Below are 13,595 nucleotides of genomic sequence, written 5' to 3'. Positions count from 1 at the left end.
GTCAGGCCCGCCACAGCGACAGCATCATCGCCTCCACGGCGATGCGGGGGCGCACGTTCGCCTCGATGGCCTTGCGGCAGGCGAGGATCGCGTCGATGCGGCGCAGCAGGGACTCCGCGGAGAGGCGGGCGGCCGCGGCGCGGGTCGTGTCGGCCATGTCCGGGTGGACCGGGTCGACGCGGGCGCCGAACCCGGCGGCGAGGGCGTCGCGGTAGAACGCGGCGAGGTCCACCAGGGCCCGGTCGAGGGAGTCGCGCTGGGCGCGGGTGTCGCGGGTCTTCTGCTTCTTCTCCAGGTCCTTGAGCGCAGCGGAGGCGCCGCGGGCGGCGCGGGACGCGCCCTTGCCGGTGCCGCCCTTGCCGAGCGCGGTCTCCAGGGCCTCGCGTTCGGCGGCCGACCGCTCGGTGTACGTGCCGGAGGCCTCCGCCTCGGCGGCCTCGATGAGCTCGACGGCGGCGGTGAAGCACGCGCCGAGGCCGGTGAGGCGGCGCGGGATCTGGAGGACGTCGTGGCGTTTCGCGCGGGCCTCGGCGTCGGTGGCGAGGCGGCGCGCGCGCCCGACGTGGCCCTGGGCGGCGGCGGCGAACAGCTCGGCCTCGCGGCGGTCGAGGCCGTCGCGGGCGACGAGGAGGTCGGCGATCGCGCCGGGCGGGGGCTGGCGCAGGCCCATGACGCGGCAGCGGGAGCGGATCGTCACGGAGATCTCGGCGGGGTTCGTGGACGGCGCGCACAGGAGGAACACCGTGCGCTCCGGGGGCTCCTCGACGGCTTTGAGCAGTGCGTTCGCGGCGGCCTCGGTGAGGCGGTCGGCGTCCTCGACGATGAGGACCTGCCAGGGCCCGGAGGTGGGGGCGCGGGAGGCGTCGAGGATGAGGCCGCGGACCTGGTCGACGCCGAGGGACAGGCCCTCGGGGATGACGCGCGTGACGTCCGGGTGGGTGCCGCCCAGGGCGGTGCGGCAGGCGTGGCACTCGCCGCAGCCGCCGTCGGGGCACTGGAGGGCCGCGGCGAACGCGACCGCGGCAGTGGAGCGGCCGGACCCGGGCGGGCCGGTGAACAGCCATGCGTGGGTCATGCCGGTGCCGCGGGCGGCGTCGGAGAGGGCCCGGCGGGCCTCGTCCTGGCCCACGAGTTCGTCGAAGACGCTCACGCGCGCCCGGCCTCTTCGGCGACGCTGCCCCAGCCGTACTCCTCGTCGCTGCCCCGCTCGGGGGCCTTGTCGGAGTCCAGGCCCGGCCAGCCGGCGTCGGTGCGGGCGGTCTGGGTGCGGATGTCGAGGCGCTCGGCGACGGCCTCGCGGACGGCGGCGGCGATCTCGTCGGGCGTGCCGCCCGCGGGGATCACCAGGTAGCGCTTGGGTTCGGCGGCGGCGAGGCCGAGGAACGTGGCGCGGACCTTCTCGTGGAACTCCAGGCGCTCCTGCTCCAGCCGGTCCCCTTCGCCGCCCGCCTTGGCGCGGTGCAGGCCCTGCGCGGGGTCGACGTCGAGGAGGACCGTCAGGTCGGGCTTGAGCCCGCCCGTGGCCCACTGGGAGACCCACGCGACCTCGTCTTTGCCGAGGTCGCGGCCCGAGCCCTGGTAGGCGATCGAGGAGTCGATGTAGCGGTCGGAGACGACGACGGCGCCGCGTTCGAGGGCGGGCCGCACGACCCGCTCGACGTGCTGGGCGCGGTCGGCCGCGTACAGCAGGGCCTCGGCGCGCGGCGACGGCGCGGAGTCGCCGCCGGAGTCCAGGACCAGGGAGCGGATGCGCATGCCGATGTCGGTCGCGCCGGGCTCGCGGGTGAGGACCGCCTCGTAGCCGCGGAGCTTCAGCCACGCGGCGAGCTTCACGGACTGGGTGGACTTCCCGGCGCCCTCGCCGCCCTCGAAGACCACGAAGAAGCCGTCGCTGGCGAGCGGCACGGCCGCCGAGAGCGGGCGGCCGCGCAGCGAGGACCACAGGTCGGCGAGGACCGGGACGCCCGGCTTGTCGTCCATGGACCGGAACGCGGTGACGCCCAGCCACACGACGAGCCCGGCCGCGACGAACAGGAGGATGCGGCTCATCGACACCTGCACCTCGGTGAACCCGAGGTTCAGCTGCCGGGCGGCCTGCCAGCCCGCGAGCGGCGCGGAGATCGTCATGGCGAGCATGAGGATGACGCGCGCGGAGACGGCGATGAACGCGAACATGCGGCCGCGGATCTCGTCCTCGGTGGAGCGCTGGAGCAGCGTGATCCCCGCGAGGAACGCCATCCCGGCCCCGAGGCCGATGATGACCGACCCGATGACGGAGAAGACCATGTGCGGGGCGACCGCGTCGATGGCGAGCCCGGCCCCGGCGAGGACGATGCTCATGCCGAACCAGCGCAGGCGCGAGAGCTCGCCGATGAGCTTGGGGCCGAAGGCGATCCCCGCGCCGAGGCCGAGGAACAGGAACACCGCGAGCGTGTAGAACGCGGCGTCCCCGGCGCCGAGCGTGGCCGCGTAGACGGTGCCGACGCCGATGAGGATGCCCGCACCGCTGAACGCGCCGAGCATCCCGAGGATCAGGCCGCGAACGCGTTCATTGGTGCGCAGGTAGGACCAGCCCTCGACGAGGTCGTACCAGACGCTGGTGGCCTTCGCGGCAGTCTGGCCGTAGCGGCCGGAGATCTGCGGGATGAAGAAGTACACGGTGACGGCGAGGATCGCGAACATCGCCGCCGTCAGGTACAGCGCGATGACCATCGGCTCGGCCCAGGAGCCGAGGTTGGACCAGACGTTCGAGCCGCGCTCCAGGACCGCGAGGACCGCGAACGCCAGCGGCGGGGCGATGCCGTACGTGGTGGCGAGGCTGAGCTGGTTCGCGGCCTCGTACTTCTCCGCCGGGAGGAGGTTCGGGACCGCGGCCTCCTTCGCGGGCGACCAGATGAGGACCGCGCCCTCGATGCACAGCTGGGCGACCGCGAGCCACACGACGGTGAACGCGGTGTTGTCGGTGATGAGGTAGACCGTGGGGACGGAGGCGATGAGCAGGAACCGGGCGGTGTCGCACGCGGCCATGGTCTTGCGCCGGTCGAACCGGTCGGCGAACACGCCCGCGACGGGGCCGAGCACCAGCGACGGCAGGAGCCGCAGCACGATCGTCGCGGAGAACGCCGCGCCCTTGGCCGCGGGGTCGTCGAACAGGGACTGCGCGAACCCCGCCGTGGCGAAGATCGCGAGCCAGTCGCCGAACGAGGCCAGGCCGAGCACGGTCCACAGCCGCCGGAAGGGCCTGATCCGCAGCACCGTCTGGATGTCGGCAAGGGTGTTCGCCATGCTGCTCCTCGAAAGTCAGAAGACCGCACCGGGTCGACTACGAGACTAGTCGGCCCGATGCGGCCTCATGTCCCGGCGCGGTGTTGAGAGTGGCCTGGGACGTGCCGCTACGGCAGGCGGCGGGCGAGGTAGTCGCAGACGACGCCGTTGGCCTCGGCGATCGACGCCGTGCAGCCCTCGGGGTCGCGGCGGAACGCCAGGCGGACCAGGGCCTGCCCGGTCTCGACGGCCACGGTCACGGTCTTGCCGAGCTCGTCGTCGCCGCCGATGCCGAAGCGCTGGGCGAGCCCGGCGAGGATCTGGTCGGCGATCACGTCGCCGCCGGTGGTGACCGCGTCGGCCCGGCCCGGGTCGATCGCGTCGGCCAGGTGGAGGACGCGGAAGCCCGGCGCCGTGCGGTACATGTGCACGTACTCGCCGATGGCGGCCTCGACCCCGGCCCGCCAGTCGGCGGGGGGCTCGGCGTCGAAGCGGGCGGTCAGGCGCTCGAAGTACAGGTCGATGTACCGCTGCGAGAGCGCCTCGGCCAGCGAGCGCTTGTCGCCGAAGAACTGGTAGACCGAGCCGATCGCGACGTCGGCCCGCTGCGCGATGGCGGTGGTCGAGAGCCGGTCGTAGCCGACCTCCTCGATCAGGTCGGCGGCGGCGTCGAGCATCCGGCGCACGCGGGCGGCCGAGCGCTCCTGGACGGGCAGGCGGCGAAGCGAGTGCGTCTGGCCGAACTTGGACACCGGTGACATCGTGGGCTGCCTCGCGGCCGGCACGGTGGCAGTGCTCATGGTGTTGTCTCCCCCCTCGTGATGACAAGTCACCCCATCATGGACGACTTGCCCGGATTTGAGGCTCATTCCCGGTCGTGTCGCGAGAGAAATTCCGGCTTCCCCCGACCGAGTGTCACCATTCGGCCACGAAATCGAACGAAAGCGTCATGTCGCCTCCCGTCTTGCGGGAATGCGGAGTTGGTCACTCCCGCGCGTGCGGCGGTTGTGCCCGGACGCCCGGAGGCGGAAGGATGACGAGTGTTTTGCGCGTTGCTCTAGGGGATGGCAGCCGCGGGAGAGGAAGCACACGTGAGTCAACGGCGCACACCGGCGTTCCGGGCACGATGCCGAAAGCAGGCCGTCCACCGCGTGGCGATGGTCTCGGTCCACACCTCCCCGCTCGCGCAGCCCGGCACCGGCGACGCCGGCGGCATGAACGTGTACGTCCTCAACACCGCCCGCGAGCTGGCCCGCGCCGGCGTCGAGGTGGAGATCTTCACCCGCGCCACCTCCTCCGAGGAGCCCCCCACGGTCGAGGCCGCCCCCGGCGTCCTCGTCCACCACCTCCCCGCCGGGCCCTTCGAGGGCCTCTCCAAGAACGACCTGCCCACGCAGCTGTGCGCCTTCACCGGCGGCCTCCTGCGCGCCGAGGCGCACAACCGGCCCGGCCACTACGACCTCATCCACGCCCACTACTGGCTCAGCGGCCAGGCCGCGTGGGTGGCCTCCGAGCGGTGGAACGTCCCGCTCGTGCAGACCTTCCACACCCTCGCCAAGGTCAAGAACGCGCAGCTCGCCGAGGGCGACAAGCCCGAGCCGATCGGGCGCGTGTGCGGCGAGGAGCAGCTCACCACCGAGGCGGACCTCCTCATCGCCAACACCGCCGCCGAGGCGGACGAGCTGCACCGCTACTACGGCGCCGACGCCCGCCGCGTCGAGGTCGTCCACCCCGGCGTGGACCTCGGCGTGTTCCGGCCCGGCGACCGGTACGCCGCGCGCGAGGCCCTGGGCCTGCCCCAGGACGCGCTCGTCGTCGCGTTCGTCGGCCGCATCCAGCCCGCCAAGGCGCCGGACGTGCTGCTGCGGGGCCTGGCGCGGCTGCGCGAGACCGACCCGGGCCTGGCCGAGCGGATCGTCCCCGTGTTCGTCGGCGGGCCCTCCAACACCGACCTCTACTGGCTGCCGAAACTCGCCGGCGAGCTGGGCCTGGGCGACCGCGTCCAGTGGCGGACCCCGCGCTCGGGCGAGGCGCTCGCGCAGGTCTACCGGGCCGCCGACGCCGTCGCCGTCCCCTCCTACAACGAGTCGTTCGGGCTCGTCGCCCTCGAAGCGCAGGCCACCGGCACGCCCGTGCTCGCGGCGAAGGTGGGCGGCCTGACCACCGCCGTCGCCGACGGCGTCTCCGGGATGCTCGTCGACTCCCACCGCTCCGACGACTGGGCCGCGGCCCTCGGGCGCCTCATGGGCGACGGCGCGCTGCGCGAGCGCCTCGCCGCCGGGACCCGCGCCCACGCCGCGCTGTTCTCCTGGCAGGCCACCGCCGAAGGGCTCGGGGCCGCCTACCGGCGCACCGTCCTGCGCCGCTCCCAGGCGATTACGCTGAACCGGTGATCGAGCGACTCAAGGCCGCCCTCGACGGGACCGGCGCCGACTACCGCCTGGACACCCCGCGCTCGGCGGTCGTCACCCTCCCCGGGAACCGCAAGCTCACCACCGAGTGCGGCCTCATCCTCGAAGACCACGCCCTCCGCGTCGAGGCCTTCGTCGCCCGCCGCCCCGAGGAGAACCGCGAGGCCGTCTGGGCGGAGCTCCTGCGCCGCAACGGGAAGCTCTACGCCGTCGCGTTCGCCACCGACGCGAACGACGACATCCACCTCGTCGGCCGCCTCCCCTTCGCCGCCGTCACGGCCGACGAGCTCGACCGCGTCCTCGGCCAGGTCCTCGAAGCCGCCGACGACACCTTCAACACCATCCTCGAACTCGGCTTCGCCTCCTCCATCCGGCAGGAATGGCGCTGGCGCCTCGCCCGCGGCGAGTCCACCAGGAACCTCGAAGCCTTCGCGCACCTCAAGCCCGAGGACTGATCCCGCCGGGCGGGACGCGCGGGGCGACGGCCGCCACACCTTCGCGGCGACCGGGGGACGCTCACTGCGTGGGAGCGGCAGGATAGGGGGCATGACTTACACGCTCGTGCTGCTTCGCCACGGCGAAAGCGAATGGAACGCCAAGAACCTGTTCACCGGCTGGGTCGACGTCAAGCTGTCGGCCTCGGGCGAGGACGAGGCGCGGCGCGGCGGGCGGCTGCTCGCCGAGGCCGACCTGCTCCCCGACGTGGTGCACACCTCGCTGCTGCGCCGCGCCATCAACACCTCCGAGCTGGCGCTGGCCGAGGCTGGGCGCTCGTGGATCCCGGTCAAGCGGTCGTGGCGGCTCAACGAGCGCCACTACGGCGCGCTCCAGGGCAAGAACAAGGCCGAGACGCTCGCCGAGTTCGGCGAGGAGCAGTTCATGACGTGGCGCCGCTCGTACGACGTGCCGCCGCCCGTGATCGAGGCGGGCTCGGAGTTCGCGCAGGACGGCGACGCCCGCTACGCCGACCTGGCCCCCGAGGTGCGCCCCGGCACCGAGTGCCTCAAGGACGTCCTGGAGCGGATGCTCCCCTACTGGTACGACGGGATCGTCCCCGACCTGCGCGCCGGGAAGACGGTCCTCGTGGCCGCGCACGGCAACTCGCTGCGCGCGCTGGTGAAGCACCTCGACGGCGTCTCCGACGAGGAGATCGTGGGCCTGAACATCCCCACCGGCATGCCGCTGCGGTACGAGCTGGACGAGGAGACCCTCAAGCCGGTCAAGGCGGGCGGGGAGTACCTCGACCCCGAGGCCGCCGCCGAGGCGGCCGCCGCGGTGGCCGCGCAGGGCAAGAAATAAGCGGACATCGGCGCGTTGGGTGAACAACGCGTGAATTGCGCTGAGCTGTTTTTTCGGCTCGCAAGCGTCGCAGAAACGGCCCGGTGCTCGACGCCGGGCCGTTTCCTGCTTAATCTGGGCTCGTGGCCCACAACGAACCGCAGCCCAAGAGCCTCGGCAGAGGCATCGGGCGCGTCCTGACCGGTCTCGCCGCCGGCGCCGCTTTCGGCGCCGCCGCGACCGCCCTCATGCGGATCAGGCACCGGGGGACGCCCCACCCCGAGCCGCGCACCGCGCCCGTCCCCGACACCCGCCCGTGGGAGGCCGCCGTCGGCCTGCTGCGCACGGGCGTCTGCCTGGTCGACGACCACAACCGCGTCCTGTACACCAACCGCGCGGCGCGGGACCTGGGCCTCGTGGACGACCACGAGATCGTGTCCCTGACGCTGCGGGCGCTGCTCGCGCAGGCGCGGCGCTCCGGACGCTACCGGGACGCGGAGATCGAGGTCCCTAAGCAGGTCATGGGCGAGCCGAGCGCGGTGAGCGTGCGCATCACGCCGCTGCCCGACGGCGTCTCGGTCGCCGAGTTCCAGGACATCTCCGAGCTGCACCGCGTCGAGCGGGTCCGCCGCGACTTCGTGGCGAACATCAGCCACGAGCTGAAGACCCCCGTGGGCGCGATGCAGATCCTCTCCGAGGCGCTCAAGGACGCCGCGGAGGACCCCGACGCGGCCGCGCGCTTCGCCGACCGCATCCGCTCCGAGTCCAAGCGCATGAACCACCTGGTCACCGACCTGCTGGAGCTGTCGCGGCTCCAGGGCGCGGAGAAGCTGCCGGACCCCGAGCCGGTCGAGGTCGACCGGATCGTCATGGAGGCGTTCGACCAGACGCGGATAGCGGCCGAGGAGAAGGGGATCGAGCTGCGGCTCACCGGCCTGGAGGACATGGAGGTGCTCGGGAACGAGGCGCAGCTCGTCACCGCGGTGAAGAACCTCGTGGGCAACGCCATCTCCTATTCACCCGAGAACACGGCCGTGGAGGTGGAGACGTCGATGACGTCCCCCACCGGTCATCTGGCCGGTGTCAAGATGGTGTGCATCAGGGTGCGCGACCAGGGGATCGGCATCCCCGCGGAGGAGCTGGACCGGATCTTCGAGCGGTTCTACCGGGTGGACGCGGCGCGGTCGCGCCAGACCGGCGGCACGGGCCTCGGCCTGGCGATCGTCAAACATGTGGCCGTCAATCACGGGGGTAGGGTGGAAGTGTCCAGTATGCCCGATGCCGGATCAGTGTTTACCTTGATGTTGCCTGCTCGTTCCCTTCCGTCCGACGCCACGGCACCGGACTCGGCTGAAATCGGAACAAGCCAGCAAGCCGCCCGTTAGGAAGGTTCACTCGTGACCCGCGTGCTCGTAGTTGAAGACGAGGAATCGTTCTCCGATGCCCTCTCCTACATGCTCCGCAAGGAGGGCTTCGAGGTGGCCGTCGCCGCCGACGGCGACGCCGCCATCAAGGAGTACGAGCGCGCCGGCGCCGACGTGGTCCTGCTCGACCTGATGCTGCCGGAGAAGTCCGGCACGGAGGTCTGCCGGGAGCTGCGGGCCAACTCGAACGTCCCGATCATCATGGTCACCGCCCGCGACTCCGAGGTCGACAAGGTGGTGGGCCTGGAGCTGGGCGCCGACGACTACATCACCAAGCCGTACTCTTCGCGCGAGCTGGTCGCCCGCATCCGGGCCGTGCTGCGCCGCTCCGCCGAGCCCGACGACCCGATCGTCACGGTCCTGGAGGCGGGCCCGGTGCGCATGGACGTCGACCGGCACACAGTCACCGTGGGCGGGGCCGACGTGCAGCTCCCCCTCAAGGAGTTCGAGCTGCTGGAGATGCTGCTGCGCAACGCCGGGCGCGTGCTCACCCGCGGCCAGCTCATCGACCGGGTCTGGGGCGCCAACTACGTGGGCGACACCAAGACCCTCGACGTGCACGTCAAGCGCCTGCGCTCCAAGATCGAGCCCGAGCCGGGCAAGCCGCGCCACCTCGTCACGGTCCGCGGCCTCGGCTACAAGTTCGACCCGCACGCGTAAGGTCCCCTCAGGGCCTTCACCCGCCGTTCACCTCCGGAAATCGCATATCCTATACGATATAGGATATAGGGATAACGCTTGCCGCATCGGATAGGCTGCCTTCGTGACCTACCTTCCCGCGGACGACCGCTACGAGTCCATGCCCTACCGCCGCTCCGGACGCAGCGGCCTCAAGCTCCCCGCGATCTCGCTCGGCCTGTGGCACAACTTCGGCCACACCCGGCCCCTCGACACGCAGCGGGCGATCGTGCGGCGCGCCTTCGACCTCGGCGTGACCCACTTCGACCTCGCCAACAACTACGGGCCGCCCGGCGGCAGCGCCGAGGAGAACTTCGCGCGCCTCCTCGCCGACGACCTCAAGCCGTACCGGGACGAGATCGTCGTCTCCTCCAAGGCCGGGTACTACATGTGGCCCGGCCCGTACGGCGAATGGGGCTCGCGCAAGAGCCTCATCGCCTCCGCCGACCAGTCGCTGAAGCGCCTCGGCCTCGACTACGTGGACGTGTTCTACCACCACCGGCCCGACCCGGACACGCCCCTGGAGGAGACCATGGGCGCGCTCGACGCGATCGTGCGCTCCGGCAAGGCCCTCTACGTGGGCGTCTCGAACTACACCTCCGAGCAGGTCACGGCCGCCGCCGCGATCCTGCGGGACCTCGGCACGCCGCTGCTCATCGACCAGCCGCGCTACTCGATGTTCGACCGCCGCATCGAAGAGGACCACCTCCTCGACGCCCTCGAAGGGGCCGGCGCGGGCTGCATCGTCTTCAGCCCCCTGGAGCAGGGCGTGCTCACCGACCGGTACCTGCGGGGCATCCCCGCGGACTCCCGCGTCGCCACCAGCCACTTCCTCAACGAGGACCGCCTCGACGACGCCACCATGGCGAAGGTCAAGGCCCTCAACGAGATCGCCGCGGCCCGCGGCCAGTCGCTCGCGCAGACCGCGCTCGCCTGGGCCCTGCGCGACGACCGCATGACCAGCGTCATCATCGGCGCCAGCTCCGTCAAGCAGCTGGAGGACAACGTCGCCGCCACCGCGAACCTCGCGTTCACCGCCGACGAGCTCGCCGCGATCGACGCGGCCTCCATCGGATAGCAAGGCCCGCAAGGCCGCGGCGGGACCGTCCGGGTGCAGCGGCACCTGCGGCGGTCCCCCACCCGATACCTCGGTATGACACGCCACGCCGGGAAATCCGCCGCAAGTCGGAAGCAGCGGCCGCGGGCATTTCCTACTATTCGGGCATGACCGCTCCACGGACCGCCCTCCGCCCGCCCCGGCACCGCTTCGACCCGCGCGTCAAGCCCTGGTGGCGCGCCCAATGGCTCATCACCACCGCCGTCCCCGTCGTCCCCCTCGCCGTCCTCGGCCTGCTCATCGCCCCGGCCCGGACCTGGCTCCTCCTGCCCGCCGCGGCGATCCTCGCGCTCGGCCTCGCCGCCGCGTTCACGATGCCCGCGTGGTGGTTCCGCGTGCACCGTTGGGAGGTCACCGACACCGCCGTGTACACGCTGACCGGGTACTTCTGGCGGACCTGGCGCGTCGCGCCCATGTCGCGCATCCAGACCGTCGACACCACGCAGGGCCCCGTGCAGCGCTCCTTCGGACTGTCCACGGTGGTCGTGACGACCGCGTCGTCGGCGGGCGCGGTCAAACTCGAAGGTCTCGACCAGGACGAGGCGTCGGCCCTGGCCGAGCGGCTCACCGAGCTGACCGACGCGACCCCCGGGGACGCGACGTGATCGGCATCGAGCACGCCGAGGGGAACGAGCCGTGGCGACGGCTCCACCGCGACGGCCTCAAGGTCACCGCGCTGTACATGATCGGCGTGATGATCGGCGCGGGCGTGCCCGTCGCGATCGGGATCGGCTCCGGCCCGGGACTGCTCATCGCGCTCGCGTTCGTCGTCCCCGGCGCGGCGCTCGTCATCGGCCTGGTCGTCGGGTACGAGGCGATCCGCCTGCGCGTCACCAGGTACCGCGTCACCGACGCGCGCGTGGAAATGCACACCGGCGTCCTGTTCAAGACCCGCCGCTCGCTCATGCGCGAGCGCATCCGCTCCGTGGACCTCACCGCGAACCCGCTCGAACGCGCCTTCGGCCTCGCGAAGGTCAAGGTCGGCACCGGCGAGACCGGCGGCGGCTCCGGCTCGACCAGCGAGCAGACGCTCACCCTCGACTCGGTGGGCCGCGCCGAGGCCGAGCGGCTGCGCGCGGAGCTGCTGCGGCGCAGCGCGGCCGAAGTCGGCGCGGACGGCGAGCAGCGGCTCGCCACGTGGGAGCCCGGCTGGCTCAAGTACGCGCCCCTGTCGTTCCTGACGCCGGCACTCGCGGGCGCCGCCGTCGGCGGCACGTTCCAGATCGCCGACTGGTTCGGCAAGGGCGGCCTGCCCGTGGAGATCGTCGGCGGCCTGGTGGACGAGTACGGCCCGTGGGCGGTCCTCGGGCTGGGCCTGGTCGGCCTGCTGCTCCTCGGCGCCATCGCCAGCCTTGCGCTGCAAGGCGAGGCATGGTGGGGGCACCGGCTCGACCGGGAGCCCGGCGGCACCCTCCGGGTGCGCCGCGGCCTGCTCGTGTCGCGCTCGCTCAGCCTGGAGGAGGAGCGCATCCGCGGCGTGGAGATCGTCGAGCCGCTCGGCGTGCGCTCCGCGGGCGCGGGACGCCTCGACGTCGTCGCGATCGGCCTCAAGACCGACCAGGAGGGCTCGGACCTGTCGACGCTCGTCCCGGCCGCGCCGCTCCCGGCGGTCACTGACGCGGCCGAGGCGGTCATCGGGCCCGTCGACTGCGCTTTGGCAGCGCACCCGCGGACGGCGCGGACGCGGCGCCTGCGCTGGGCCGCCGTCGCCGTCGTGGTCCTCGCGGCCGCGGCCGTGGTGCCGCACCTGCTGTGGTCGCTCCCGGCGCTGCTCAGCGCGGCGATCGTCCTGGCGGCCGTGCTGAGCGCGGGGTTCGCGGCGTGGACGGCGTTCGACTCCTATGCGTCCCTGGGTCATGCGCTCACTGCGCGGCACCTGGTGTCGCGGCGCGGGAGCACCCGCCGGGCCACCGTCCACTTGGACCGGTCGGGGATCATCGGCTGGCGGATCACGCAGTCGGTGTTCCAGCGGCGCATGGGGCTGATGACGCTCGACGCGACCACCGCGGCCGGGAAGGGCCACTACGCGGTGATCGACGCCGACGAGCACGAGATCCTCGACTTCGCCGCCGAGGCCGTGCCGGACCTGCTGCGGCCCTTCCTGGCCACGCCGCCTGAATGACCACGCCGCCTGAATGACAGTGTCACAGGAATGACCGGAGCGCGTCCTCCCCGGGCGGCTCCTCGGCCCGGATGAGCGCCTCGATCTCGCCGATGCGGTCCCACGTGTTGATCGCCATCCCGGCGAGGACGCGGCCGGCCTTCGTCCAGAACGCCACGAACTCCAGGGACTCGACGGAGCCGGAGACGACGACCTCGTCGTAGGCGTCCGGCCCGGCCACGAACCCGAGGTACTCCATGCCCAGGTCGTACTGGTCGGTGAAGAAGTACGGGAGCTTGTCAAAGGCCGCGTCGGACCCGAGCGCGGCCTTCGCGGCGTGCTCGCCGGTGTCGATCGCGGTCTGCCAGTGCTCCACGCGGATCGGGCGACCGTAGTGCGGGTAGGGGGCGCTCGCGACATCGCCTGCGGCCCAGACGTCTTCGGCGCTGGTGCGCAGCGTGGCGTCCACGGCGAGGCCGCCTCCGAGCGCGCGCTCGCGCTGCTGGAGCCCCGCGGCGGCGGCGAGCCCGGCGTTGGGGACGACGCCGACGGCGACGAGCACCAGGTCCGCGTCGATGCGCTCGCCTGCGGTGGTCTCGACCCCGACGGCGCGGCCGTCCTCGCCGACGATCTTCGCGATCTCGGTGCGGCGGTGCAGGTCCACGCCCTTGTCGAGGTGCAGCTGCGCGAACACGAGGCCCATCTCGGGGCCGAGGACGCGTTCGAGGGGCTGCGCGCCCATGCCGAACAGGGTCACGTCGCGGCCGAGCTGCCGCGCCGACGCGGCGACCTCCATGCCGATCCAGCCGTCGCCGACGATGACGACGCGTCCCTCGCCGCCTTTCAGTTCGGCCGCAAGGAGATCGGCGTCCTCGACGGTGCGCAGCAGGTGCACGCCCCGCAGGTCCGCGCCCGGCACGGGCAGGGCCCTGGGGCTCGACCCGGTGGCCAGGATCAGCTTCGCGTAGTCGAGTCCGCTCCCGTCGGCCAGCGCGACCCGGTGCGCGGCGGTGTCGAGCCCGGTCGCGGGCGTGCCGACCCGCAGGTCGGCGTTCTGCCGGTACCACTCCTCGTCCACGGTGAACAAGGCCCCGCGCCCGGCTTCGCCGCGCAGGTAGTCCTTGGACAGCGGCGGCCGCTCGTAGGGCCGGTGCGGCTCCCCGGTCACGACGACCAGGTCGCCTTCGTACCCCTCGTCGCGGAGGGTCTGCGCGGCCTTGGAGGCGGCGAGGCCGCCCCCGACGATGACGAACGGTGCATTCATGACGACTCCGGCTCCCGTAGGCGGTATGGTCCGCCTCCCATTCTCACCCCGAACGGGT

The 13,595-nt window shown here is 72.4% G+C and carries 12 protein-coding genes; 8 read left to right on the top strand and 4 right to left on the bottom strand.

The window, feature by feature from the left end; translation table 11 throughout:
- Window position 1 precedes the first annotated feature (1 nt).
- The 3 genes from ACFFXY_RS05680 to ACFFXY_RS05670 all read right to left on the bottom strand — a co-directional run bounded on the left by ACFFXY_RS05680 (window position 2) and on the right by ACFFXY_RS05670 (window position 4,064).
- The gene (locus ACFFXY_RS05680) at window positions 2–1,150 is read right to left on the bottom strand and encodes a DNA polymerase III subunit delta' (protein ID WP_382346818.1); all 1,149 of its coding nucleotides are present in this window, start codon (window positions 1,148–1,150) and stop codon (window positions 2–4) included.
- A complete protein-coding gene (gene tmk / locus ACFFXY_RS05675) occupies window positions 1,147–3,285 on the bottom strand; it encodes a dTMP kinase (protein ID WP_382346815.1) in 2,139 nt (712 codons plus the stop codon). The genes ACFFXY_RS05680 and tmk overlap by 4 nt, the downstream gene beginning before the upstream one ends.
- Window positions 3,286–3,392: 107 nt before the next feature.
- Window positions 3,393–4,064, bottom strand: a complete 672-nt coding sequence (locus ACFFXY_RS05670) for a TetR/AcrR family transcriptional regulator (RefSeq protein WP_359950757.1) — start codon at window positions 4,062–4,064, stop codon at window positions 3,393–3,395.
- 357 nt (window positions 4,065–4,421) lie between these two features.
- Here ACFFXY_RS05670 and mshA point away from each other — a divergent pair, with 357 nt between their 5' ends.
- The 8 genes from mshA to ACFFXY_RS05630 all read left to right on the top strand — a co-directional run bounded on the left by mshA (window position 4,422) and on the right by ACFFXY_RS05630 (window position 12,294).
- Complete coding sequence (gene mshA / locus ACFFXY_RS05665; protein WP_382347410.1) at window positions 4,422–5,657, top strand: D-inositol-3-phosphate glycosyltransferase; 1,236 nt, start codon at window positions 4,422–4,424, stop codon at window positions 5,655–5,657.
- Window positions 5,657–6,130: a type III secretion system chaperone family protein gene (locus ACFFXY_RS05660; RefSeq protein WP_382347408.1), complete on the top strand. Its 474-nt coding sequence runs from the start codon at window positions 5,657–5,659 to the stop codon at window positions 6,128–6,130. Before mshA ends, ACFFXY_RS05660 begins: the two co-directional genes overlap by 1 nt.
- 91 nt (window positions 6,131–6,221) lie before the next feature.
- The gene (locus ACFFXY_RS05655) at window positions 6,222–6,974 is read left to right on the top strand and encodes a phosphoglyceromutase (protein ID WP_382346812.1); all 753 of its coding nucleotides are present in this window, start codon (window positions 6,222–6,224) and stop codon (window positions 6,972–6,974) included.
- 122 nt (window positions 6,975–7,096) lie between these two features.
- Complete coding sequence (locus ACFFXY_RS05650) at window positions 7,097–8,338, top strand: sensor histidine kinase (RefSeq protein ID WP_382346809.1); 1,242 nt, start codon at window positions 7,097–7,099, stop codon at window positions 8,336–8,338.
- Between the two features lie 12 nt (window positions 8,339–8,350).
- On the top strand, window positions 8,351–9,037 hold the full coding sequence (locus ACFFXY_RS05645) for a response regulator (protein WP_359950749.1): 687 nt from the start codon (window positions 8,351–8,353) through the stop codon (window positions 9,035–9,037).
- Window positions 9,038–9,140: 103 nt separating this feature from the next.
- On the top strand, window positions 9,141–10,133 hold the full coding sequence (mgrA, locus tag ACFFXY_RS05640; RefSeq protein WP_382346805.1) for an L-glyceraldehyde 3-phosphate reductase: 993 nt from the start codon (window positions 9,141–9,143) through the stop codon (window positions 10,131–10,133).
- A gap of 146 nt (window positions 10,134–10,279) precedes the next feature.
- Window positions 10,280–10,777: a PH domain-containing protein gene (locus tag ACFFXY_RS05635; RefSeq protein WP_382346802.1), complete on the top strand. Its 498-nt coding sequence runs from the start codon at window positions 10,280–10,282 to the stop codon at window positions 10,775–10,777.
- On the top strand, window positions 10,774–12,294 hold the full coding sequence (locus tag ACFFXY_RS05630; protein WP_382346799.1) for a PH domain-containing protein: 1,521 nt from the start codon (window positions 10,774–10,776) through the stop codon (window positions 12,292–12,294). Before ACFFXY_RS05635 ends, ACFFXY_RS05630 begins: the two co-directional genes overlap by 4 nt.
- Before the next feature lie 22 nt (window positions 12,295–12,316).
- Here the strand turns inward: ACFFXY_RS05630 and ACFFXY_RS05625 are convergent, their stop codons facing one another.
- Window positions 12,317–13,537: an NAD(P)/FAD-dependent oxidoreductase gene (locus ACFFXY_RS05625; protein ID WP_382346796.1), complete on the bottom strand. Its 1,221-nt coding sequence runs from the start codon at window positions 13,535–13,537 to the stop codon at window positions 12,317–12,319.
- Window positions 13,538–13,595: the final 58 nt, after the last annotated feature.

It is taken from the genome of Glycomyces mayteni (genome assembly GCF_042428885.1).
GTDB lineage: Bacteria > Actinomycetota > Actinomycetes > Mycobacteriales > Micromonosporaceae > Glycomyces > Glycomyces mayteni.
The sequence above is the reverse complement of the archived record's forward strand: the minus strand, read 5'-3'. Positions and strand labels throughout refer to the sequence as shown.